The organism is uncultured Brevundimonas sp. (assembly GCF_963977465.1).
Taxonomy (GTDB): Bacteria; Pseudomonadota; Alphaproteobacteria; order Caulobacterales; family Caulobacteraceae; genus Brevundimonas.
This window is the reverse complement of record NZ_CAXBOQ010000001.1, coordinates 486,177-509,820: the sequence shown is the minus strand read 5'-3', so window position 1 is coordinate 509,820 and position 23,644 is coordinate 486,177. Positions and strand designations below refer to the sequence as shown.

The following is a 23,644-nucleotide window of genomic DNA, read 5'->3' as shown; positions in this document are numbered from 1 at the left end:
TGACATCGCGCGCCGTCAATTCGTTCAAACCGGTGGAAAGACCTAGTCTTCCTTGGGCGTCATCACCTGGCGACCGCGATAGGTGCCGGTCTTCAGGTCGATGTGGTGCGAGCGGCGCAGCTCGCCCGTGTCCTTGTCCTCGACGTAGGGGTTGGCCCCCAGGGAGTCGTGGGCGCGGCGCATATTGCGACGCGAGGGCGATACTTTGCGCTTGGGAACAGCCATGACCGTCTCGATCTCAGGGTCGGTGCGCCGGTAAAGGCGCGAAAACAGATGCGGCGGCCCTCGGAAGAGCCGCCACGTGAGCGGGGGCTTATGCATGAACATGCCCGGGAGTTCAAGCCTTGCGACGCGACTCCCAAACATGGCGCTGCAGGCCGTAGTAGACGCTGTCGACCCAGGTGTCGCCGACCTGCATCGTCCGCTCGGCCTGGCCGGTTTTTGTGAAGCCGAGACGGTTGAGCAACCGAATCGATGCGACGTTGTCTGGATCGACGTCCGCCGTCAGCATATCGAACGGCTGGTCGATGAAAATGTGGTCGATCGCGGCTTCCAGCGCCTCGGTCGCCAGGCCCTTGCCCCAATAGTTCGGGTGCAGGATGTAGCCAACGTCCGGCGGGGACCAGAACCCCGCCTTGCCGATCACCTGTCCCTCGAATTCGATGACAAAGTCGGGATGGTCGGGCCCGTTGGCGATCATGCTGTCGAGCCAGACCCGGGTCTGATCCAGCGTCTCGTGCGGCGGGGTCGACCACCAGCGCATGGCGTCGGGCCGGATCATGATGGCATGAATGGCTGCCAGATCGCCCGGCTGTGCCGTTCTCAGTTTCAGCCGGGGTGTGGAAATTTCCATGTTCGGCCAATGCGCGTCGGTTTCCGGCCGGTCAAGGCAGTGATCTGGCTAGAACGGTGAACGCCAGATCGTCACGGCGCGGCAGGCCGAAACGCGGGTCCGTGGCCGGAAACGGCCGGGTTTCGCCGGTGCGGACATAGCCGAGCCGCTGGTACCAGGCGATCAGTTCGGTGCGCTGGACGATGACGGTCATCTCCATGCGGGCAGCACCGAATTGGTCGCGCGCCGCGACCTCGGCTGCCGCAACCAGCCGACGCCCGAGTCCGGCGGCCTGCCGGGCGGGATCGACCGACAACATGCCCAGATAGGCCAGGCCGTCGCCGCGGTCGCTGATCTGGACGCAGCCGGTCAGAACGCCGGTCTGCCGTGTCAGCAGGATCAGCTGGGTCGGATCAACCAGCGCCGCCTCGAGCGAGGGCCGGTCGATGCGCTGGCCGTCCAGCAGGTCCGCCTCATGGGTCCAGCCGCGCCGGGCGCTGTCGCCGCGATAGGCTCCGTGCACCAGGGTATGCAGTTCCGGCAGGTCGTCGACTGTCGCCTCGGCGAACGTGAGGGTCTCAGTCATCAAGCAGCCGAGCCGCCACGGCCTCGCCGATGGCCAGCGAACTCGTCAGGCCGGGGCTCTCGATGCCGAACAGGGCCATCAGCCCGTCCAGCCCGTGTACCTCAGACCCGTACAGCTGGAAATCGGGCTGGGTCGCCCCCGCGCCATGCAGTTTGGGCCGGATGCCGGCGTAGTCGGCGCTGAGCGCCCCGTCCGGCAGGCCGGGCCAGAAGCGACGGATATAGTGGGCGAAGACATCTGCCTTGGCCGGGTCGACCGAATAGTCTTCGGTCTCCACGAACTCGAGGTCTGGCCCAAACACAGCCTGCCCGCCCAGGTCCTTGCGATAGTGGGTGCCCAGGGCCCCGGCGATCGGCGGCGGATAGATCAGCCGCTCGAACGGGGCCTTGCCGGTCAGGCGGAAATACACGCCCTTGCCGAAATGGCCGGTCGGAATGTGCTCGGCCGGATAGCCGTCGATGCGCGCAGCTACGGCCTGGGCCTGCAGCCCGGCCGCCGTAACCAGCAGACGGGTGGTCAGGGTCGCCCCGCCCTCCCCGCCCGCCGTGATGGTGAAGCCGCCGCCCGGTAGGGGTTCGGCCCGTTCGAACGGGGTCGCGACCACGACCGAACCGCCCGCGTCCCCGATCTCGCCCTCCAGCGCCGACATATAGCCGTGGCTGTCGAACACGCCGCTCTCTGGCGACAAAATGGCGGCGTGGGCGTTCAGCCCGGGTTCCAGCGCCCTGGCCTCGGCCCCGCTCAGATGAGCCAGGCCCTCGACCCCATTGATCGTGGCCTGCTGGAAGATGGCCTCGATCCGCGCGACCTCCCCCTCCTCCGTTGCCACGACCAGCTTTCCGCATTTTCGGTAGTCGACCTTGCGGCTTTCGAGGAAATCATAAAGGGCGCGGCGGCCCTCGACGCAGAACCGGGCCTTCAGTGACCCGGTCGGATAGTAGAGGCCGCCGTGGATGACCTCGGAATTGCGCGAGGACACGCCCTGACCGATGTGCGGGGCCTGTTCGAGCACCAGCACGGTCAGACCCCGTCGCGCCAGAGCCCGGCCGCAAGCGAGGCCGACGGCCCCGGCCCCGATCACGGTGGCGTCGAAATCGAAACTCATGGTTTCGCTCCATAGCGCAGTTTGGCCTCGGCCTCGAAGCTGCCGATCAGGGCGGAGACCGCGCGGTCGAAATTGGCGTTAAGCATGGCGTTCAGGATTGGAGACTTGAAGGCGAAGTCGATGGTGAACTCCAGCCGTGTGCCCTTGGGGTCGGGATGGAAGATCCAGCGGTTCTTAAGGTGCCGGAACGGACCGCGGATCAGGCCGACCTCGACCGACGGGACCGTCCGGTCATGCCGGACCCAGGTCGAGAACCGCTCGGTCAGAAAGGAAAACCCGACCTGGGCCTCGGCGTCCAGGACGGTGACGCCGGGGGCTTCATCGCGTCGGTTCCAGACGCGCATGGCGGTGACCCATTTGACGAAGTCGGGATAGGCCGGGACGTCGGCGACCAGCTCGGCCAGCTGGTCGGGCGCATAGGGCAGGATGCGGGTGACGCGATGGACGGCCAAGTCCGGTTCAGCGTCCGGCCAATGACGGAGATTGGGCCATGCGGGCGCTACGCAGTCGGGCGAAATCGTCGCCGGCGTGGTGCGAACTGCGCGTCAGCGGGCTGGACGATACCATCAGGAAGCCCTTGGCCCGGGCAATCGCCTCATAGGCCTTGAACTCGTCCGGGGTCACGAACCGGTCGATGGCGGCATGCTTGCGCGTGGGCTGCAGGTACTGGCCGATGGTGATGAAGTCGACGCCGGCCGAACGCATGTCGTCCATCACCTGCATGACCTCTTCCTTGGTCTCGCCCAGGCCGACCATGATGCCCGACTTGGTGAACTGGTTGGGGTCGCGTTCCTTGACCATCTGCAGCAGGCGCAGGCTGTTGAAGTAGCGGGCCCCCGGCCGAATCTTCAGATACAGCCGCGGCACGGTCTCGAGGTTGTGGTTGAACACGTCCGGGGTGGCGTCGATCATCACCTCAGGCGCGCCGTCCTTGCGCAGGAAGTCGGGCGTCAGGATTTCGATCGTGGTGTTCGGGGCCTGCAGCCGGATCTGGCGCACGACCTCGGCGAAATGAGTCGCCCCGCCGTCGGCCAGATCATCGCGGTCGACGCTGGTGATCACCACATGGTTCAGACCCAGTTGGGCCACGGCCAGACCGACCTTGCCCGGTTCTTCCGGGTCAAGTGGCTGCGGCAGGCCCGTCTTGACGTTGCAGAAGGCACAGGCCCGCGTGCAGGTGTCGCCCATGATCATCAGGGTGGCGTGCTTCTGGCTCCAGCACTCGCCGATATTGGGGCAGGCCGCCTCTTCGCAGACGGTGACCAGACCCTTGTCTTTCACGATAGCCTTGGTGGCATTGTACTGACCCGAACCCGGGGCCTTGACCCGCAGCCAGTCGGGCTTGCGCAGCACCGCGCTCTCCGGCCGATTCTGCTTCTCCGGATGGCGAAGCTCGGCGGGGGTCTTGGTCAGGGTGTCGATGAGAGTGACCATCGAGGGCGTCGCAGGCTCCTGTGGGTGAAGCCGCTATGTCGTCTTTCCGGCCCCGGATGGCAAGGTGTCGGTCGGTTCGACCTTGCCGGGTCACGCATCGTAACACACCTTTTCAATCCCCTGCGTCGGTTCTAGGCTCCGGCGCAATGAACACGAGGGGGCCTCCTGCCCTCTGAAGGAGGAAGTGCTTGCGGGCTGCCCTGACCCCCGAGGCGAGCGAAGAACCCATCTTCGACGCCCTTATCGCGGCGCGAGAGCGGTTCGGCGACAAGGAGATCCTGGAGGACCAGGATCGTAATCCCCTCACCTATACCGGCCTGATCCGGGCCGCCTTCGTACTGGGCCGCAAGATCGCGGCCTTCACCGAGTCGGGCGAGCGGGTCGGTATCCTGTTGCCGTCCAGCGCCGGGGTGGTCGTGACCTTCTTTGGTCTGCACGCCTATGGCCGGGTGCCGGTCATGCTCAATTTCACTTCGGGTGAGCGCAATCTGAAGGCCGCCATCAAGGCGTCTGGGGTCAAGCGTGTCCTGTCGGCGCGGCGTTTCGTCACCCAGGCCAAGCTCGAGCCGCTGATCGATGATCTGGCGACCGTGACCGAGATTGTCTGGCTGGATGATCTGCGCAAAACCGTCGGTCTGCAGGACAAGCTGTTCGGCCTGATGGCGGGGATTTTTCCGAACCATTTCCGGACCGAAACCGCGCCTTCGGAGCCCGGCGTGGTTCTGTTCACCTCCGGCAGCTTCGGTGCGCCAAAGGGGGTGGTCCTGAGCCAGTCCAATCTGGTGTCGAACGTGCGTCAGGTCGCTGGTCATATCGCGCTGAACCCCGACTGGGTGGTGTTCAACCCGCTGCCGACCTTCCACTGTTTCGGCCTGACGGGCGGCGTGCTGCTGCCGGTGCTGACGGGAATGAAGGCGTTCCAGTATCCGTCACCGCTGCACGCCAAACAGATCGTCGAGCTGCTGCCCCAGGTGAAGGCGTCGATCCTGTTCGCGACCGACACCTTCCTGAACCAGTATGCCCGCGTCGCCGGGCCGGACGATTTCGCGACCCTGCAGTTCGTCGTTGCCGGTGCCGAACGGGTGCGGGACGAGACCCATCATCTCTTCAACACCAAGTTCGGCGGCGTGAAGCTGCTGGAGGGCTATGGCGCGACCGAAGCGGCACCGGTTGTGGCGGTCAACCATCCAGACCGCAATCGTCCCGGCAGTGTCGGCCAGATGCTGCCCGGACTGGAATGGCGCACCGAGCCGGTCGAGGGCATCACCGGCGGCGGCCGTCTGTTCGTGCGCGGACCCAATGTCATGCGGGGCTATATGTCCCCCGACGATCCCCGCGTGATCGAACCGCTGAGCGGTGGATGGCACGATACGGGCGATATCGTCGACATCGACGCCGACGGCTATGTCTGCATTCTCGGGCGGGTCAAACGCTTCGCCAAGATTGGGGGCGAGATGGTTTCACTGGCGGCGGTCGAGGGCCTGGCGGCGGCGGTGTGGCCGGAATCGCGCCATGCCGTGATCTCCATTCCTGACAGTCGCAAGGGCGAAAAACTGGTGCTGGTGACCGACCGGATGGACGCCGAGAGCGCCCGGCTCAGTCAATGGGCGCGCGAACATGGGGCCCCGGACCTGGCGGTGCCGAAGAAGATCCTGCGCCTGGCCGAGGTTCCGGTGTTGGGCACGGGCAAGACGGACTATGTCGGCATTCAGAAGCTCGTCGAGGCCGAGGCCCAGGCTGCCTGATCGTCGAACGGTTGACGGCTACAGCTCAGGTTGCAGTATGGCGGCCAGCTGGCCAACCGGCCGCATTTCCAAGGACACGACGCCATGAGCCTGTTCTCCCGATTTGACGGTCACGCGCCCAAGGTGCTGTCCGGTCTGCGCATCGTTGCCGGCCTGATGTTCATGCAGCACGGGGCCCAGAAGATATTCGGCTTCCCGGCCGAGGCCATGGGCCCGTTCAATATCGCCAGCCAGATGGGCATCGGCGGCGTGCTGGAGCTGGTCGGCGGGGCCTTGATCGTGCTGGGCCTGTTCACCCGTCCGGTCGCCTTCATCCTGTCCGGCATGATGGCCGTGGCCTTCGTCCAGTTCCACTGGCAGTTCGGCGGAGCCTCCTTCTTCCCGCTGGTCAACCAGGGGGAGCTTGCGGCCCTGTACTGCTGGGTCTTCCTGTATCTGGTCTTCGCCGGACCCGGCGCATGGGCGCTGGACCACCACCTGCCGTCGCAGCGCCGCCGCTTCTGATCAGCCGATTCCGATCCCACCCCGGACGGCCGCGGTCGTCCGGGCGTCCGGGAAAGGGCCCGGACGCCGCCGGCGGACGGATTCAGATTTCCATGCGGTGGGCCAGCGGACAGATACGGTCGTAGAAGGCGCGCTCGGCCGGAACGCTGCCACCGCGCGACAGACGGAAGCGATGTTCAATGATCATCGCCTGCTGTTCGATGTTGAGGGCGTCCCAATCGCAGCCCGCATCCATCGGGTATTCGTAAGCCGCCGGACGATCCCCTGCCCGCAGCTTGCCGGTCAGCAGGTTTACCCCTCTGGCGACTTGCCAGACGTGGGCCAGTTCATGCACCAGCGTCGCCTGGCGAAACAGCGGGCCAAGGGCCAGGTCATCGGGCAGGGTCCGGCGCGGCCAGATGATCCAGTCGCGGCCGAACCAGCGCCCGGCCACGAAGGCGCGGACAAAGGGCCAGGGTGCCGCCAGGATGCGAACCCGGGCAGGATCAAGGGCGTCGCCGAACACCTCCAGCGCCAGGGCGGCTTCACCGGGGGTCAGGCCGCGGATCACGGATGGGCTCCGGCGGTCGGGCGACCGGTCCACTCCCAGTGCCAAGGCTCATAGACATAGGGCACGAAGCCGAAGCGGCCGGCATTGCGGACCAGCCAGCGATAGGTGGCCCCGCGGGTCATGTGCAGGCGGCTGGCGGGTATGGTGGAATCGACACCGAGACCGATGATCTGGCCGACATAGAGGTCGACCGCCGTGCCGGTGCGGTGGGGCGAACAGGCGGCGCGGCGGACGCCGTCGCAATTGTTGTCGACGGCACAGCGGGCGGCGTCAGCCTCGGGATCGCGAAAGCCGGAGAAGATCTGCAGCAGTTCGGGGTCGTCGGCCATGTCGGGCACTTCGGCCCGGGCCGCGGCGACCATGGCGCGATAGGCGGCCAGGGTGTCGCGGCGCAGCAGCCGGGTCAGGCGGTCGGCGTGTTCCTCTTCGGTCACCAGATAGCCCAGCTGGTTCAGCGGCGGCGGCTCGGGGCAGGCTCCGCCGCCGGTAAAGCGGGCCATGACGAAGGGACGACGCTCCTGCCACACCCCCTTGAACACCTGGAAGGTAGCCAGGTCGAACAGGCCGGTGGCGGGCAGGTTGTAGCGGCTCTGGAAGTCCGCCAGGGCGACGGCGAAGGCCGGGGTCCCCGCCCCGCAGCCGGTCGCCAGCTCCTGCTGGATCAGCGGTAGATAGGTTTCCCAGCCCCATTCCGTCTGACCGAACGGGGCCCATTCCAGCGAATAGTAGGAGATCGCATTGGCTGCGGCTGGCTCGTACCAGCTCGTGGGCGTGTCGCAGATGGTCGCGCCTTCGGACCCTGTGTCCCGGGCGTGGGCCGGCGCTGCGGCCACTATTCCTGTGACGGTCAGCAGAACGATCAGGATCAGACGCAGGGACATGGTGACAGCAAGCCCCAGCCACGCGCCGGGGGCAAGTCACCGGTCCGATTCCTTGCCCGGCCGCCAGACGGTTCCGCGCAATTTCCCGGGGTCATGTCGGACTGAAAAACTGGCATGGTGAGGGCACGGCCGACTCGGGCCGGATCGCCCCTGGCCCCGTATGACCGACGCCGTTTCGTCCGCACCCGCAGCGCCCCGCCGTTCCAATGCGGTGCTGGCGGCCTTCTCCGGCCCCTGTCTGCCGCTGGCGGCCTTCGGCGTGGCCCTGCCGGTGACCCTGCCGGAGTTCTACGCCACCCATGTCGGGCTGGAGTTGGGTGTGGTCGCGGGCGTGTTCATGGCCGTGCGGTTGATCGACATCCTGTTCGATCCCTTCATCGGCTGGGGCATGGACCGGACCCGGACGCGGTTCGGCCGCTACCGGCCGTGGATGGTGCTGTCGACGCCGATCCTGATGCTGTCGGCCCTGATGATGTTTGTGGTGGTCCAGCCGGGAGCCGGCCCGGTCTATCTGTTCGGCTGGCTGCTGGTGCTCTACCTCGGCTTCTCGATCGGCACCCTGGGTCAGCTGGGCTGGGCTTCGGTGCTGGCCCCGCAATATGACCAGCGCAGCCGGGTCTATGGCTGGTGGCAGGTATTCAACATCATCGGGGTGATCCTGATTCTGGTGCTGCCGACCATCGTGGTGAGGACCGGCATCGGCGACTACGCCGACGGTGTCCGCATCATGGGCTGGGCCATCATGATCGCCCTGCCCGTCACCATCGGTCTGGCCATGTTCGTGGTGCCAGAACCGGTCAATGCCGGGGCCGCCCCGCATGGCGGACCGCGCGCCTATCTGGCGCTGTTCACCAAGAAGACGGTGCGCAAGCTGCTGTTCGCCGACCTGCTGCTGGGCGTGGCACCGGGCATCACCGGCTCGCTGCTGTTCTTCTTCTTCGGCCAGGTGAAGGGCTATGACCACACCGAGGCCTCGCTGTTCATGCTGTTCTATTTCATGGCCGGACTGGTCGGGGCGCCGTTCTGGGCCTGGCTGGCGACCAAGATCGGCAAGGACAAGGCGCTGGCCGTGGCCAGCCTGATCTTCGCCGTCTTCTACATCGGCGCGACGCTGGTTCCGGGCGGCAATTTCGCCCTGACCGCCGTCGCCATGTTCATCGCCGGCCTGCCCTATGCGGCGGGCCTGTTCCTGCTGCGGGCGATGATGGCGGACGCCGGCGACGAGATCCGGCTGGACACGGGCGTAGACCGGACCGGCCTGATGTTCTCGATCCTGTCGGCCACCACCAAGATTGGCCATGTCGTGGCCCTGATCCCCTATCTGATCCTGCAGTGGGTCGGGTTCCGCGCCCTGCCCGGGATCGCCGGCAACAGCGAGTCTTCGCTGCTGACGCTGCAGGTGCTGTTCATCCTGGTGCCCGGCCTGCTGCTGGCGGCGGCGGCGCTGGTGCTGAAAGGGTATCCGCTGACGCCAGCGCGGCATGACGAGATCCGCAAGGCGCTGGAAGCCCGCGACGGAGCGGCGACATGAGCCCGATCGACCGGCTGAATGGCATCATGCGCACCCTGCGCAATCCCGACGGCGGCTGTCCGTGGGACGTGGAGCAGACCTTCGCCACCATCGCCCCCTGCACGGTCGAGGAGGCCTATGAGGTGGCCGACGCCATCGAGCGCGGGGACTGGGATGATCTGAAGTCCGAACTGGGTGACCTGCTGTTCCAGGTCGTGTTTCATGCCCGCATGGCCGAGGAAGCCGGGCTGTTCGTGTTCGACGACGTGGTCGAGGCCATCGCCGACAAGCTGACCCGCCGCCATCCGCATGTGTTCGGCGACGAGGATCCGAAGATGAGCGGGGCGGCCCAGAAGATGCGCTGGGAAGACATCAAGGCCGGGGAGCGCAAGGCGAAGGCCCAGCACGGGGTGCTGGATGACGTGCCCGTCGGCCTGCCGGCCCTGACCCGGGCGGTGAAGCTGACCAAGCGGGCCGCCCGCGTCGGCCTCGACTGGCCCTCGACCGATCAGGTGTTCGACAAGCTGCATGAGGAGGTGGCCGAACTGCGCGCCGAGATCGCCGCCGGTGACCTCGACAAGGCCCGGGCCGAGATGGGCGACCTGCTGTTCGTCGTCGCCAACCTGGCGCGCAAGCTGGGCGTCGAACCCGAGGACGCCCTGCGCGGCACCAACGCCAAATTCATCCGCCGCTTCGGCTTTATCGAGGCCGAACTGGCCAAGGACGGGCGGTCGCCGGAGCAGTCGGACCTGGCCGAGATGGACCGGCTATGGAACGCGGCGAAGGTGGCGGAGCGGGGGTGAGCCGATACGACCTGATCGTCTTCGACTACGACGGGGTCGTCGCTGACAGCGAACTGCTCAACAATCAGGTGCTGGCCGACCTGCTGACCGAGACCGGTCTCACCACCAGTCTGGATGACGCCCTGGCGACCTATATGGGCAAGCGATGGCTCGACTGTCTGCCCTTGGTCGAGGAACGACTGGGCGGGCCCTGTCCCGACCACGTGCATGGCGAATGGACCCGGCGCTGCCACGACCGTGCCGCGGCCGAACTGCAGCCCGTCCCGGGTTCACTGATTTTCTCGCGTCGCGTCGGGAACGGCGCTGCATCGCCTCGTCGAGCCCGGTCGGCTGGATCGAAATGGGCCTGGCCCGGTTCGGTGTGGCGACGTCCTTCAACGGTCCCATCTTCAGCGCCGCGGTGCACGTTAAGCGGGGCAAACCCCACCCGGACCTGTTCCTGCATGCCGCTGCGGTTATGGCGGTTGATCCGTCCCGTGCCCTGGTGATCGAGGATACGCCGACCGGCGTCAGAGCCGGCGTTGCCGCGGGGATGACGGTCGTCGGACTGTGCGCCGGCGGTCATATCCGTGACGGTCATGCCGATCGTCTGCACGCGGCGGGGGCACATCATGTGGTCGATGACTATGCGGGCGTTACGGCGCTGCTGGATGGTCCGTAGGTCGGGGTGAGGGTCGGCTGTGTCCGACGTCCCTGCGACGGCTTCGCCGACGGTCAGGGCCGACCCTCATCCGTCCGCTGCGCGGCCACCTTCTCCCACCGGGAGAAGGGATTCGGAGGGCGAATTGGACTCCGGAAAAACCGGGTGCAAGGCGTCCAACTCCTGGGGTTCGATGTCAGGATGTTCGGGCACGACATTCAAATCATTGACGGTCGTGTCTTCGGTTGCGACCAGTCTCAGCGGTTCGTGACGGGACTCGAGCCGGGGCGGTGCCACGTCGGGCAGGTCGGCCATGACCTGGGCGCGGGCGCGGTCGGCGAGCCGGTCGTAGACGCGCATCCAGGTCGAGGCCTCCGACGCGCGGCCCATGCCCAGGGCGCGGCGGATGTTGAGGAAGGCCTCGTCGGCGAGGTCGGCGAAACTGACATCGTCATCCGGGTGGTATTCGCCGGCTTCGGGCGGGACGTCGCAGGCGGCCTGGTCCATGCGCCGCCAGCCCCCGGCCCGCGCATGCAGCCGGAACGAGCTGAGCGACATGCCGTAGCGCTGGCACACGGTCGTCGCCTTCACCCCCGAGAGATATTCCCGCCGGGCGTGGTCCCACATGTTGCCGCCAAGACCGTCGAGGTCGGCGGGGTTGATCTGGGTGTCGGAGGTCATGCGGGCAGTCTGGCATGCGGCGACGTCAGAAGCGGTCGGGGGCCATTCCGCATCGCTAGCTTTCTCGCGAAAATCCACCGAATATTAGTTGCCGATAAGAGAAAGACCAAGGCGAATGATAAACGAGGGTTATCATCGAAACCACTATGTCCCTGAGTGGTATCAGCGAAACTTTATGAGAACTGGACAGTCGAAGTTCCACTATTTGGACTTGGCACCAGAAGAACGAACCCAAAACGGACACAGATGGACGCGCAAAGCCCTGCTCCATTGGGGGCCGGAAAGGTGTTTTGTTCAGGATGACCTCTATACGACCCGATGGGGTGGAATTGAGAATGTTGACATCGAACGCTTCTTTTTCGGCGGTCTAGACTCAGCCGGAAAAGAGGCTGTTTCAGTATTTGCGGACTATAGCATTAGGGACGAGACACATACATCATTTCAGGACTTTATCCGATATTTGAGCGTTCAGAAACTCCGAACGCCAAAAGGATTGGCCTGGCTCGAATCGATGACTGGCAGCGTCCATCGAAACATTACGATGCGCGTATTGCAGGACTATCAGAATCTATTCGGCGCAATATGGACGGATTGCGTTTGGCAAGTTGCAGATGCAAGTCAATCCCCGACCAAATTCATCGTCTCGGACAACCCGGTCACGATCTACAATCGAGATTGCTTCCCAAATTCGTCAGCTTGCAGATTTCCAAATGATCCAGACGTCCGCCTAGTCGGAACGCACACCATATTTCCGTTGACGATTGAGAAAATACTCATTCTGACCAACATGGCGTGGGTCAGAAACCCATATCAATCGGCAACCAGGATGGGGCCCAACGAGAGGCTCATGCGGAACACCATATTCAACATGATGGATGTTCAAACTGGTCGCATGCTCACGGAAGAAGAAGTCTTAGAGATAAACTATATCATCAAGCGGCGAGCGCATCGCTACATCGCAGCGGCAGAACAGGATTGGCTATATCCTGAACTGTCTCTGACTTGCGACCACTGGCGAAAACTTGGGAATGGCTATCTTCTGATGCCTGATCCGAGGCATCTTCACATGGGCGGAAGCGTTGTGGCGGGGTGGGATAATGGCCGCTCGGAGGCTTGGGGGCCCTATCGTCATCGTCCGTGGGAAGCGGCTTACGAAGACGCAAAAAGGGAAGAAACCGAGACGAAGGCTTTGTACCGCTTCCAAGCAGAATGGTCCGCGATGTTTGGTCGATCCTACAGGTGTCGGACGCATCGATTTGGGCGAGCTGAACAGCTAACAGAGGAATGGCCGGAAAGTTTTGAGCGAGCATTGCGGCTAGACGCAGAGTATCTGAAGCGGCCGGGTGAAAGGCAGCGTCGACGCCAACTCATGAAAAACTCCAAGAGCAACGCAGTGTAGGCAGCCCGCTTCTCGCTAGCGTCCCGGTTTCCCGAACGCTGCTCGAACGGTCCGATGGCGTGCGGGTCAGGCCGCCGCGTCCCCTCTCCCGCCGGGAGAGGGTTTCTGGAGTCTACCCGAACTGCCGCTCAAACCGCCCCAGCGCCGCCGGGTGTAACCGCACCACGACATGCGTCCGCCCCTCGGCGTCGGTCTCGCGGCCGGTGACGCGGCCGTTTTCGTAGAGCCAGGCGAGGGCCTCGCCCTGGGCGGGGAGCAGGATCAGTTCGGTCTCGGGGTCGTCGTCGATCAGGTCGGCGATGGTCTGGCGCAGGGGTTCGATCCCCTCCCCGGTCCAGGCCGAGACGGCGACGGCCTTGCCCTGGGCGCGCAGGCGGTCGGCCTGGCCGAGGACGGCCTCGCGGGTCTCGGGGTCGAGCAGGTCGGTCTTGTTCCAGACCTCCAGCATGCGCCGGGTCTTACCCTCGGGCGTCGGGATCTGTTTCAGCACGGCCTCGACGTCCTTCGCCTGGGCCTCGCTGTCGGGGGACGCGATATCGCGCACGTGCAGGATCAGATCGGCCTCGCCGACCTCTTCCAGCGTGGCGCGGAAACTCTCGACCAGTTCGTGCGGCAGGTCGGAGATGAAGCCGACCGTGTCGGCGACGATGGCCGGGCGGCCCTGCGGCAGGCGGATGGTGCGCTGGGTGGTGTCGAGGGTGGCGAACAGCAGGTCCTTGGCCACCACGTCCGAGCCGGTCAGGCGATTGAACAGGGTCGACTTGCCGGCATTGGTATAGCCGACCAGGGCCACGGTCGGGAACGGCACCTTCTTGCGGGCCTTGCGGTGCAGGCCGCGGGTGCGGCGCACCTCGTCCAGCTCGACCTTGAGCTTGACGATACCGTCGGCGATCAGGCGGCGGTCCAGTTCGATCTGGGTCTCGCCGGGGCCGCCGGTCGAGCCGGTGCCGCCGCGCTGGCGTTCCAGGTGCGTCCAGGTGCGGACCAGCCGCGACTTCTCATAGTCCAGCCGCGCCAGTTCGACCTGCAGCCGGCCTTCCTTGGTGCGGGCGCGGCGGCCGAAGATCTCGAGGATCAGGCCGGTGCGGTCGATGACCTTGGCGTCCAGCGCGTTTTCCAGATTGCGCTGCTGCACCGGGGTCAGGTCGTCGTCGATGACCACGGCCTCGGCCTCGGCGGCGCGGACCAGGGCGGCCAGTTCCTCGACCTTGCCCGAGCCGAACAGGGTGGCGGGCGTGATGCGGCGCAGGTTGACGATCTCCTCGGCGCGCACGTCGAGGTCCAGCGCCCGGGCCAGGCCTGCCGCTTCTTCCAGCCGTTCGCTGGCCAGACGCGGACTGTCGTCCGCGCCGGCACCGGTGCGTTCGGGGTGAATGACGACCGCCCGGATCAGCGGGACGGTGTGATCAATGAATTTCTGGGTCAATCAGTCTTCGTCGGCCTCGGGCTCGTACATGGTGACGGGCGCAGCGGGCATGATGGTGGAAATGGCGTGCTTGTAGACCAGTTGCGACTGGCCATCGCGGCGCAGCAGGACGCAGAAATTGTCGAACCAGGTCACGATGCCCTGAAGTTTGACGCCATTGACCAGGAAGATGGTCAGCGGGGTCTTGGTCTTGCGCACGGTGTTGAGGAAGGTGTCCTGCAGGTTCTGGCGCTTTTCTTGAGGCATGTCAGGTTGTTCCTGTTCTTGATTGTTGGCCGGTCGGGGGAGCGACACGGGTCGGATCGACGTCGACCGCCTACCCTAGACGGCGCCTTCGCCGCCGGGCAACCGTCCCCTGGTCTCTAGATGGCCTCGCGCTTCGCCTGTTCAAGATACAGGGCCCGCAGTTTGCGCGTGACCGGCCCCGGGGTGCCGTCGCCGATGGTGATGCCGTCGATCGAGATGGCGGGCATGACGAAGGCTCCGGCGGCGGTGAGGAAGGCCTCACGCGCCCGTTTGGCCTCGTCGACGCTGAACGGGCGTTCGTCGAGTTCGATCTTCTCCTGTTCAACCAGATCCAGGATCGCCGCACGGGTAATGCCGCGCAGGATATTGGCCTGGGTGTCGCGGGTGCGCAGCTTGCCGTGCTCGTCGACGATCCAGGCATTGGTCGATGAGCCCTCGGTGACCAGACCCATGTCGTCGACGAACCAGGCCTCATAGGCCCCGCGGTCGCGGGCGGCCTGTTTGGCCAGGATGTTGGGCAGCAGGCCCACGGTCTTGATGTCGCAACGGCCCCAGCGGATGTCGGGCTGGGTGATGACGGCGACGCCCTTGTCGGCCTGGGCCTCGGCCTTGACGGCACTCATCGACCGCGCGGTGACGATGACGCTGGGCGGCGTGCCCTCGGGCGGAAACGGATGGTCGCGCCGGGCGGTGCCACGGGTGACCTGCAGATAGACGATGCCGTTGCGGACGCGATTGCGGCGCACCGTCTCCTTCAGCACCCGGGTCAGGGCGTCGCGGGTCATCGGCACGTCGATGCGCAGCTCGGTCAGGCTGCGCCCCAGACGGGTCATGTGACCGTCGAAATCGGCCAGCCGACCGTCGAACACGGACCAGACCTCATAGACGCCGTCGGCGAACTGGAAGCCGCGGTCCTCGACGTGGACCACGGCCTGGCCGTGCGGCACATAGGCGCCGTTGACATAGGCGACGCGGCTCATGGTTCGGTCGGTCCTTCAACCTCGTCGTCCCCGCCCCGTGACGGCGACACGCCCAGCGATTTCAGTTTCCGGTGCAGCGCCGACCGTTCCATGCCGATGAAGCCGGCCGTGCGCGAGATATTGCCGCCAAAGCGCATGATCTGGGCGGCCAGATATTCACGCTCGAACACCTCACGCGCCTCGCGCAGCGGCAGGGCGATGATCCGCTCTGCCCCCATGGTCGCGCCCGCGGCGTTGTTGCTTTCCTCGGGCGGCAGCATGTCGGCGGTGATCGGTTCGCTGACGTCGCCGGTGGCCAGGATCAGCAGCCGCTCGATGTTGTTGCGCAGCTGACGGACGTTGCCCGGCCACGGATGGACCTGCAGCACGGCGATGGCGTCGTCACCCAGGCGGCGGCGCGGCAGGCCCTGGGAACTGCACAGGGTGTCGATGAAATAGTCGATCAGCTCGCTGATATCCTCGCGCCGTTCCGACAGTGGCGGCACCCGGATCGGCACGACATTGAGCCGGTGGAACAGGTCTTCGCGGAAGCGCCCGGCATCGATCTCCAGCTTCAGGTCGCGCGAGGTCGAGGTGACGACGCGGACATCGACCTGGACGTCCTGTTCGCCGCCGACCCGGCGGAAGCGCTGCTCGACCAGGACCCGCAAGATGCGGCTCTGGCTTTCGCGCGGCATGTCGCCGACGTCATCCAGATACAGGGTGCCGTTATGGGCCCGTTCGAACACGCCGATCTTGCGGGGACGGCCGTCGACCCCCTCTTCTCCGAACAGTTCAAGGTCCAGCCGTTCCGGGGTCATGCCGGCGGCCGAGATGGCCACGAACTCGGCCCGGGCCCGGGCGCTGGCCTCGTGGATCTGGCGCGCGACCAGCTCCTTGCCCGCGCCGGGCGGGCCTGAGATCAACACCCGGCTGTTGGCCGGGGCGACCTTGGTGATGGTGGTGCGCAGGGTCTGGGCCGCGGCCGACCGACCGATCAGTCCCGCCGGGGTCATCACCTGGGCGCGCAGCCGCTTGTTCTCGCGCTTCAGCGTCGCCGCTTCCAGCGCCCGTTCGATCACCACCACCAGACGGTCGGACTTGAATGGCTTCTCGATGAAGTCATAGGCCCCGCGCTTCAGCGCGCTGACCGCGGTCTCGATATTGCCGTGGCCGGAGATCATCACCACCGGCAGGTCCGGATCCAGCTCCTTGATGATGTCGAGCAGCTCCAGCCCGTCCAGCCCACCGCCCTGCATCCAGATGTCGAGCAGGGCCAGCGACGGCTTTCGGGCCCGGATCGCGGCCAGGGCCTCGTCGGAGTTGGCGGCAATGCGGACCGCATGGCCCTCGTCTTCCAGCAGGCCGGACACCAGTTCCCGGATGTCAGCCTCGTCGTCGACGACAAGAATGTCGGCTCCCGTGGATCTCATGACGCCTCGCTATTCGGCCGCAGGGGCGGTGGACGGGCGTGAGCCCGCCTTCCGGTCCCCGGCGGCGCCGGTCGGTTTCAGGGGAAAGGTCAGGCAGACACGCGCGCCGCCCAGTTGGTCGGCGTCGGCCAATTTCAGCTCGCCGCCGTGGTCCTCACAGATGCGCTTGACGATGGCCAGGCCGAGGCCGGTGCCCTTCTCGCGCGTCGTTACATAGGGTTCGGTCAACCGGTCCCGGTCCTTGGCCGGCAGGCCGACGCCGTCGTCCTCGATGATGAAGCTGGCGATACCGTCCTCGATCTCGAGCCGGGCGATCACGCCGGGGGTCTTGTCATCGTCGGGGCGCGGGTCGCGCTCGCGTCGCGCCGCCACCGACTCGCCGGCGTTCTTGAGGATGTTGGTCAAGGCCTGGCCGATCATCCGGCCGTCGCCCTGAAGCGGCGCGCGCGGCAGCGGGTCGACGATGTCGACCTCGATGTCGGGGGCCGCGACACGCTGGGCGAACACCGCCTCGCGCAGCAGTTCGGCCGGGTTCTCGGTGGTGAAGCGCGGCGCGGGCATCCGGGCGAAGGATGAGAATTCGTCGACCATCCGGCCGATATCCCCGACCTGACGGATGATGGTCTCGGTACAGCGGTCGAAGACCTCGACATCGTCGACCACCTGCGAGCGGTATTTGCGTCGCAGCCGCTCTGCCGACAGCTGGATCGGGGTCAGGGGGTTCTTGATCTCATGGGCGATGCGACGGGCCACGTCGCGCCAGGCGGCGTTGCGCTGGGCCGTGACCAGCCGGGTGATGTCGTCGAAGGTCAGCACCATCTCGCCGCCCAGGCCGCCCTCGATACGCACGCGCAGGCGACGGGTCTCGCCGTCGCGGGTGACGTCGATGTCTTCCTCGATATGGGCCTCGGCGCGTTTGACCAGATCGCTAAGCTCCGGCGAGATCGAGGCCAGAGGCTTGCCGTGAACGGTCGGGGCGTCGATGCCCAGCAGCTGGACGGCGCTGTCGTTGACGGCCGAGATCCGCCCCCGGCGATCGAGGCCGATGACCCCGGCGGAGACGCCGGACAGCACGGTCTCGATGAAGCGGCTGCGCCCCTGGGCCTCCTCGCTGGCCGCCTTCAGCGCCGCCTGCTGGGCCTGCAGGTCCTCGGTCATGCGGTTGAAGGCTTGGGACAGGACGACGATTTCGCCGGGGTCGCCTTCGGAATTGACCCGGGCCGTCAGATCGCCGCCGGCGACCCGGTCCGCCGCCTTGACCAGCCGCCCGATCGGCGCCGAGATCGCGCCCGCCGCCGACATGCCCAGCCACACCGCCCCGACCAGCACCAGCAGGGCGGTCTCGAGATAGCTGAGGGCAAAGGCGGTCTGGATCCGGGCCCGGCTTTCCTCGGCCTCGCGATAGGCGATGATCGATTCCTCGCCGTTGCGCATCTGGGCGATCAAGCCGGGCTGCATCGGACGCACCAGATAGAGATAGGCGTCGCCGTATTCCGGTAGCGGATAGAGGGTGCGAATGGTGTCCGGGTTTTCCGTCACATTGATCGGGGCGGTCTCTCCCTGCGCCGCCTGTTCGAGGTCCTGTTGCGAGGGTGCGAGGTAGGGGGGCGCGCCCGACAGTTCGCCCTGCGCCAGTACCTGCCCCTGTCCGTCGAGGATGTAGAGCGCCGGATAGCCGAACAGATCGGCGATCTGGGCCAGGATCTCGGAAAACTCGATCCGGTAGGGAAAGCGGGAGCGTGCCTCGGGTGCCGACAGCTCGTTCGAGATGACCTCAAGGTCCGATTCCACCTGCAGGCTGACGTCGCGGACATAGGCGCGGCCGATGTTGGCCCCGTTCTCGACCGCCGCCTGGACGTTCTGGCTGAACCACTGGTCGACGCCGCGATTGACCAGAACCCCGAACACCAGGGCGATCAGAATGGCCGGAACCACGGCCACCAGGGAAAACAGGGTAACGAAGCGAAGATGCAGGCGCGCACCCGCATCGCGGCGATTGCGCACCACCAGCAGCACCCGACGGCCGACGACGGCGGCCAGCCCGGCGATCAGCAGGAAATTGCCGATCAGAATGTAGAGGACGGCATGGCCGGCGACGGCGCGCGCTCCGCCCTCTTCGGGGCTGCCGCTGCCGCCGGGGGCCACGGCCACCAGCCAGATGGCGGCGGCGGTGATCAGGAAGGCGATGATATAGGCCGCGGCAAACAGGGTGCGGCTGCGTTTCTGCGACAGCCAGCCGGTCAGCAGGGCTGGGCTCCGGAACGAGTTTCCGGTGTCCTTGTCCGACAGGATTTGCGGCGGGGTGCTCATAGCCCTCCAGCTTCGACCAACTGTGGCGCAGGATCAACAGCAGAGTTGCGGATATGAACCACTTCTGTGCGCCATAGCTCGGTCAGGGCCAGTTCGACCGCGGTCGGATCGTCCAGCCGGCACAGGCGGGCCTTGGCGGCGCGGCGCTCGAGCGGGTCCACCGGCCACGGGGCCTGTTCAATGTACCAGCCCAGATGTTTGCGGAACATCTTCAGCCCCAGCGGCAGGCCGTAGAAGGCGGCCGAGGCGCGTAGATGCTGGATGACGATCTTGAGCCGTGCCTCGCGACCCGGTTCATCCAGCACCGTGCCGTCGGCCAGGGCCCGTTCCAGATGGGCCGCCAGCCACGGACGACCATAGACGCCACGACCCAGCATCACCCCGTCAGCGCCCGACTGCGCCAGGGCGTCGCGCGCGTCCTGCACGGTCAGGATGTCGCCGTTGACGATGACCGGGATCGCTACCGCGGCCTTGACCTCGCCGACCGCCGTCCAGTCGGCCACGCCGGTATAGAACTGTTTGCGGGTGCGGCCATGGACGGTCACGGCCCTGACGCCGAGCCCCTCGGCCCGTCGGGCCAGTTCGGCGGCGTTGCGACTGGTGTCGTCCCAGCCCAGCCGCATCTTGACCGTGACCGGACGGCTGGTGGCCTGAACCGCAGCCTCCATCAACCGGCAGGCCAGGTCGGGCGTGCGCATCAGGGCCGAACCGCAGGCGGCACCGGTGACCTCCTTGGCCGGGCAGCCGAAATTCAGATCGATGATGTCGGCCCCGGCCGCCTCGGCCATGCGGGCACCCTCGGCCATGGCCGTCGGATCGCGGCCAACCAGCTGGATCACGGTCAGCGGCAACCCCTCGCCCACGGCGGCGCGACGCACGACATCGGGCCGGGCCCGGGCCAGTTCGGCGGCGGCCACCATCTCGGTCGCGACATAGGCCGCACCCAGCCGCGAGGCGAGCTGCCGGAAGGGCAGATCGGTGATTCCGGTCATGGGGGCCATCAGCACCCGCCCGGGTACCGAAACGTCGCCGATCTGAAGTCCTGTACGCATCCGCTCCCTGACACCGGTTGAGGCCCCTCTCGTCAAGGCCGAGTTGGGCGCTTAGAAGGCGGCCATGACATTTGCAGCGATCGTCGTGGCCGCCGGGACGGCTTCCCGGGCCGGGGGCAACAAGCAGTGGCGGTCGCTGGGCGGCAAGCCGGTGCTGCGCTGGTCGGTCGAGGCCCTGCTGGCGGCGGGGGCCGAGGACGTGGTCGTGGTGGTGGCTGCGGGGGCTGAGTCCGCCGCTGCGGATGCCCTGTCCGGCCTTGAAGGCTGGCGCACCGCGACCGGGGCCGACAGTCGTGCCGGGTCCGTGCGCAACGGGCTGGAGGCGCTGGGCGGCCCCGACGATCGCTCGGTGCTGGTGCATGATGCCGCCCGTCCCTTTCTTGACCGGGCCGTGATCGACCGGGTGCTGGCGGGTCTGGAGGGGGCTGACGGGGCCCTGCCCGCCCTGCCCGTGGCTGACAGTCTGCGTCGCGGCGACGACGGTTTCGTCAGCGGCGCGGTCGAACGTGACGGCCTGTGGCGGGCCCAGACTCCCCAGGCCTTCCGTTATCGCACCCTGGTCGACGCCTGCGCCGGCTGGACAGAAGCGCCCGGACCGGCCGACGAGGCCAGCGCCGTTGAGCGCGCCGGTGGGCGCGTGCGGCTGGTCGCCGGCGACGCGCGCTTGACGAAGCTGACCTATCCCGAGGATTTCGCCATGGCCGAGACGATGATCACCCGCCAGACCCGCGTCGGTCAGGGCTTCGACGCCCATCGCTGGGGCCCGGGCAGTTCGGTGTGGCTGTGTGGAGTCGAGATCGCGCATGACCAGACCCTGATCGGCCATTCCGACGCCGACGCCGGACTGCATGCCCTGACCGACGCCATTCTGGGGGCCATGGGTGACGGCGACATCGGCGACCATTTCCCGCCGACCGATCCGCAGTGGAAGGGTGCGTCCTCCGACCGGTTCCTGACCTACGCCGTTGAACGACTGACCGCGCGGGGCGGGCAGCTGGTCAATGTCGACGTGACCCTGATCTGCGAGCGACCCAAGGTGAAGCCGCACCGGCAGGCCATGCGCGAACGCCTTGTCGATCTGCTGTCGCTGCCGCTCGATGCGGTCAGCGTCAAGGCGACGACGACCGAAGCCATGGGCTTTACCGGCCGTGGCGAAGGTCTGGCTGCCCAGGCGCTGGCGACGATCACCCTCCCCGTCTAGCGCCCGCCGCCCATGCCCCGGACCATGGCCCCGAACAGATTGACGTAGTCGTCGGTCCACGGTCGCACCGGGGAATCCGCCAGGGTGCGCCAGCCGGTGTCGGGGCGGAATTCGGCCAGACCGGCAGCGGTCGGCGACAGCACCAGGGCTTCAGTCGAGGCTTCGGCCATGACCGGTGAGTCCCGGGGTTCGATATAGACCCGGTGGCGACTGGCGACACCGAGCGCCTGTGCCGCGGCGGCGGCCGGCAGGGTGATGTCGAGGTTGCGGTTCGACAGATGCAGCACCACCACCCCGTCCGGCTTCAGCAGGGACAGATAGCCGTCGATGGCCTCGACCGTCAGCAGATGGGTCGGCACGGCGTCGGACGAAAAGGCGTCGATGATCAGCAGATCATAGGTCCCGGCCGGTTCGTCCGCCATCGTCAGCCGGGCGTCGCCCAGCACCGTCCGTACCGGTCCGGCGGCACAGTGGGAAATGTAGGTGAACCAGTCGGGGTCGCGCGACAATCGGTCGACCATCGGATCGATCTCGAAGAAGGTCATCTGATCGCCGGCCCGCTTGTAGGCGGCCATGGCCCCCGAGCCCTGACCGACCACGCCGATATTGGCCCCCGGCCCGCGCGACTGGACCAGCTGGGTCGCCTGGCCGATCGGGGTCGTCGTCGCATAGTAGAGGGTCGGTCGGCATTCAAAGGCCGGGGCGCGGGCCTGGGCCCCGTGCAGGGTGGTGCCGTGCATCAGCACATGGACATCGCCGCCCAGTCGCGGGTCGGGCACATTGGCCACCCGCATTACGCCGAAGAAGCTGCGCTCGCTGTAACTCCAGTCATAGCCGCGGGCGATGTACTGGGCCGACAGGGTGATCAGGGCCAGCAGGATGACATAGGCCGGGGTCCGGTCGCGCAGCAGGAAGGCCCCGATCATCGCGACCATCAGGATGACCTGGGTCAACTGCTCCATGCGCCAGTCAAAATGGCGATTGAAGGCCCAGGCCAGGTCCCAGTCGGCCTGGAACATGGCCGACAGCAGCGGCGGTACGGCGCAGACCAGCACCGCGCCGACGAAGGTCAGGATCTCCCATTTCCGCACCTCATCGCGGTTCCACGGGCGGGCCAGGGCGACCAGCACCAGCACCAGCGGATATTCCCACACCATGTTGAAGATGACCGGGGCTAGCAGGGCGGTGAAGGCCCCGCCGACGACTCCGCCCAGCGACATCAGCAGATAGAATTCGGTCAGCCGGTCCGGCGGCGGACGACGTTCGGCCAGGCGCTGGTGACACATCAGGGCGAGGAAGAAGAAGGTCGTCAGATGCAGGACGAACATCAGCGGCCAGGCCCCGGTGCGGAAGGCGGTGAAGCTGACGCAGACCGCGCCCAGGGCCCCGGCGACAGTCAGGGTGATCGGCAGGGGGATCCACGGCCGGGTCTGGAAGGCGATGACGAAGGTCAGCAGATACAGGGCCAGTGGAATGACCCAGAGGAACGGCGCCGAGGCCACATCGGTCGACAGATGGGCGGTGACCCCCAGCATCAGGCTGGACGGGGCGGCGGCCAGCAGCACCCATTTGCCCCGCTCCAGCCAGGCGATCGGCGGGCTGCGCACCAGACGCGGCGGCTCGAGGCTGCGATCGGCGCGACGGAACCAGACGACACCGGCCAGGGTGGCGATCATCAGCACGAACAGCAGATAGCCTCCGCTCCAGCCCCAGCGCTGGCTCGACAGGGCGGCCAGCGGCTCCACCACCACCGGATAGGCCAGCAGGGCCAGGAAGCTGCCGAGATTGGAGGCGGCATACAGGGCGTAGGGGTTCTTGCCGTCGGGATGGCCGGCGCGCACGCGGGCATACCAGGCCTGCAGCAGCGGCGCGGTGGCCGACAGGACGGCGAAAGGCGCGCCGACCGACAGCGTCAGGGTCGCCAGCAGCCAGAGAATGGGGGCGGACGGATCCGGATCGCCGGTCACGCCACTGATCGACAACGGCAGGCTGATGGCCGCGGCCAGCAGCAGGGCCAGATGTACCCCGAGCTGGACGCGCATCGACCCGACCTTCTGCAGCAGATGGGCATAGCCGTAGCCGGCCAGCAGCGCGGTCTGGAAGAAGACCATGGCGGTGTTCCAGACGGCCGGCGACCCGCCCAGCATCGGCAGGACCAGCCGGGTCACCATCGGCTGGACCACGAACACCAGCGCAGCCGAGGTGAAGATGGCGACCACGAACAGCCACGGAGTCAGGCGGTCGGCGATCGGCAGGGCCGTGCTCCGGTCGATCACGGTGTCGCTCATCTGCCCCTCCCCACACGGGCCCCGTCGACAGATCGGCGGCCGGGGGCCACGTTAGACCG

23 protein-coding genes are annotated in these 23,644 nt (G+C 66.6%); 7 read left to right on the top strand and 16 right to left on the bottom strand.

Annotated features, from left to right (window positions below; all coding sequences use genetic code 11):
* Positions 1-42 precede the first annotated feature (42 nt).
* From rpmF to lipA, 6 genes are all read right to left on the bottom strand, one after another.
* The gene (gene rpmF, locus AAC067_RS02715) at positions 43-225 is read right to left on the bottom strand and encodes a 50S ribosomal protein L32 (protein ID WP_300445374.1); all 183 of its coding nucleotides are present in this window, start codon (positions 223-225) and stop codon (positions 43-45) included.
* A 112-nt stretch (positions 226-337) separates the two neighbouring features.
* Entirely contained in the window at positions 338-853 is a 516-nt protein-coding gene (locus tag AAC067_RS02710) for a GNAT family N-acetyltransferase (protein WP_339929274.1), read from the bottom strand.
* Between the two features lie 31 nt (positions 854-884).
* Complete coding sequence (locus AAC067_RS02705) at positions 885-1,418, bottom strand: GNAT family N-acetyltransferase (protein WP_339929272.1); 534 nt, start codon at positions 1,416-1,418, stop codon at positions 885-887.
* Positions 1,411-2,523: an NAD(P)/FAD-dependent oxidoreductase gene (locus AAC067_RS02700; protein WP_339929270.1), complete on the bottom strand. Its 1,113-nt coding sequence runs from the start codon at positions 2,521-2,523 to the stop codon at positions 1,411-1,413. Before AAC067_RS02700 ends, AAC067_RS02705 begins: the two co-directional genes overlap by 8 nt.
* A complete protein-coding gene (locus tag AAC067_RS02695) occupies positions 2,520-2,975 on the bottom strand; it encodes a type II toxin-antitoxin system RatA family toxin (RefSeq protein ID WP_339929268.1) in 456 nt (151 codons plus the stop codon). The genes AAC067_RS02700 and AAC067_RS02695 overlap by 4 nt, the downstream gene beginning before the upstream one ends.
* A 7-nt stretch (positions 2,976-2,982) precedes the next feature.
* Positions 2,983-3,957, bottom strand: a complete 975-nt coding sequence (gene lipA, locus AAC067_RS02690) for a lipoyl synthase (RefSeq protein WP_339929266.1) — start codon at positions 3,955-3,957, stop codon at positions 2,983-2,985.
* Positions 3,958-4,145: 188 nt separating this feature from the next.
* On the opposite strand from lipA, the gene AAC067_RS02685 reads away from it, so the two are divergent.
* Together AAC067_RS02685 and AAC067_RS02680 are read left to right on the top strand one after the other, a co-directional pair.
* Positions 4,146-5,702, top strand: coding sequence for an AMP-binding protein (locus tag AAC067_RS02685; RefSeq protein ID WP_339929264.1), 1,557 nt, complete (start codon positions 4,146-4,148; stop codon positions 5,700-5,702).
* 84 nt (positions 5,703-5,786) lie between these two features.
* Positions 5,787-6,206, top strand: a complete 420-nt coding sequence (locus tag AAC067_RS02680; RefSeq protein ID WP_339929262.1) for a DoxX family protein — start codon at positions 5,787-5,789, stop codon at positions 6,204-6,206.
* Positions 6,207-6,288: 82 nt separating this feature from the next.
* Here the strand turns inward: AAC067_RS02680 and AAC067_RS02675 are convergent, their stop codons facing one another.
* On the bottom strand, positions 6,289-6,756 hold the full coding sequence (locus AAC067_RS02675) for a hypothetical protein (protein ID WP_339929260.1): 468 nt from the start codon (positions 6,754-6,756) through the stop codon (positions 6,289-6,291).
* Positions 6,753-7,637: a D-alanyl-D-alanine carboxypeptidase family protein gene (locus tag AAC067_RS02670; RefSeq protein WP_339929258.1), complete on the bottom strand. Its 885-nt coding sequence runs from the start codon at positions 7,635-7,637 to the stop codon at positions 6,753-6,755. Before AAC067_RS02670 ends, AAC067_RS02675 begins: the two co-directional genes overlap by 4 nt.
* A 160-nt stretch (positions 7,638-7,797) precedes the next feature.
* Between AAC067_RS02670 and AAC067_RS02665 the strand changes: the two genes are divergently transcribed.
* The 3 genes from AAC067_RS02665 (at position 7,798) to AAC067_RS02655 (ending at position 10,611) form a co-directional block, all read left to right on the top strand.
* Positions 7,798-9,168: an MFS transporter gene (locus tag AAC067_RS02665; RefSeq protein ID WP_339929256.1), complete on the top strand. Its 1,371-nt coding sequence runs from the start codon at positions 7,798-7,800 to the stop codon at positions 9,166-9,168.
* Positions 9,165-9,950, top strand: a complete 786-nt coding sequence (gene mazG, locus AAC067_RS02660; protein ID WP_339929254.1) for a nucleoside triphosphate pyrophosphohydrolase — start codon at positions 9,165-9,167, stop codon at positions 9,948-9,950. The genes AAC067_RS02665 and mazG overlap by 4 nt, the downstream gene beginning before the upstream one ends.
* 145 nt (positions 9,951-10,095) lie before the next feature.
* Entirely contained in the window at positions 10,096-10,611 is a 516-nt protein-coding gene (locus AAC067_RS02655) for an HAD family phosphatase (protein WP_339929252.1), read from the top strand.
* Positions 10,612-10,677: 66 nt separating this feature from the next.
* Here the strand turns inward: AAC067_RS02655 and AAC067_RS02650 are convergent, their stop codons facing one another.
* On the bottom strand, positions 10,678-11,271 hold the full coding sequence (locus AAC067_RS02650; RefSeq protein WP_339929250.1) for a hypothetical protein: 594 nt from the start codon (positions 11,269-11,271) through the stop codon (positions 10,678-10,680).
* 115 nt (positions 11,272-11,386) lie between these two features.
* Here AAC067_RS02650 and AAC067_RS02645 point away from each other — a divergent pair, with 115 nt between their 5' ends.
* A complete protein-coding gene (locus AAC067_RS02645) occupies positions 11,387-12,670 on the top strand; it encodes a DUF4238 domain-containing protein (protein WP_339929248.1) in 1,284 nt (427 codons plus the stop codon).
* 112 nt (positions 12,671-12,782) lie between these two features.
* On the opposite strand, the gene hflX is transcribed toward AAC067_RS02645, so the two are convergent.
* The 6 genes from hflX to dusB form a co-directional block, all read right to left on the bottom strand.
* Positions 12,783-14,096 carry a GTPase HflX gene (hflX, locus tag AAC067_RS02640; RefSeq protein ID WP_339929246.1) on the bottom strand — a complete coding sequence of 438 codons (1,314 nt, stop codon included), beginning with the start codon at positions 14,094-14,096 and terminating at the stop codon, positions 12,783-12,785.
* A complete protein-coding gene (hfq, locus tag AAC067_RS02635) occupies positions 14,097-14,342 on the bottom strand; it encodes an RNA chaperone Hfq (RefSeq protein ID WP_339929244.1) in 246 nt (81 codons plus the stop codon).
* A gap of 116 nt (positions 14,343-14,458) precedes the next feature.
* On the bottom strand, positions 14,459-15,322 hold the full coding sequence (locus AAC067_RS02630) for a D-amino-acid transaminase (protein ID WP_339929242.1): 864 nt from the start codon (positions 15,320-15,322) through the stop codon (positions 14,459-14,461).
* On the bottom strand, positions 15,319-16,734 hold the full coding sequence (locus tag AAC067_RS02625) for a sigma-54 dependent transcriptional regulator (protein WP_339929240.1): 1,416 nt from the start codon (positions 16,732-16,734) through the stop codon (positions 15,319-15,321). Before AAC067_RS02625 ends, AAC067_RS02630 begins: the two co-directional genes overlap by 4 nt.
* A 9-nt stretch (positions 16,735-16,743) precedes the next feature.
* Entirely contained in the window at positions 16,744-19,044 is a 2,301-nt protein-coding gene (locus AAC067_RS02620; RefSeq protein ID WP_339929238.1) for a PAS domain-containing sensor histidine kinase, read from the bottom strand.
* On the bottom strand, positions 19,041-20,096 hold the full coding sequence (gene dusB, locus AAC067_RS02615; protein ID WP_339929236.1) for a tRNA dihydrouridine synthase DusB: 1,056 nt from the start codon (positions 20,094-20,096) through the stop codon (positions 19,041-19,043). The genes AAC067_RS02620 and dusB overlap by 4 nt, the downstream gene beginning before the upstream one ends.
* A 64-nt stretch (positions 20,097-20,160) precedes the next feature.
* Between dusB and AAC067_RS02610 the strand changes: the two genes are divergently transcribed.
* Positions 20,161-21,297 carry a bifunctional 2-C-methyl-D-erythritol 4-phosphate cytidylyltransferase/2-C-methyl-D-erythritol 2,4-cyclodiphosphate synthase gene (locus tag AAC067_RS02610; RefSeq protein WP_339929234.1) on the top strand — a complete coding sequence of 379 codons (1,137 nt, stop codon included), beginning with the start codon at positions 20,161-20,163 and terminating at the stop codon, positions 21,295-21,297.
* Here the strand turns inward: AAC067_RS02610 and AAC067_RS02605 are convergent.
* Positions 21,294-23,585 carry a fused MFS/spermidine synthase gene (locus tag AAC067_RS02605; RefSeq protein ID WP_339929232.1) on the bottom strand — a complete coding sequence of 764 codons (2,292 nt, stop codon included), beginning with the start codon at positions 23,583-23,585 and terminating at the stop codon, positions 21,294-21,296. The two genes, AAC067_RS02610 and AAC067_RS02605, sit on opposite strands and share 4 nt — an antisense overlap.
* Between the last annotated feature and the right edge of the window lie 59 nt (positions 23,586-23,644).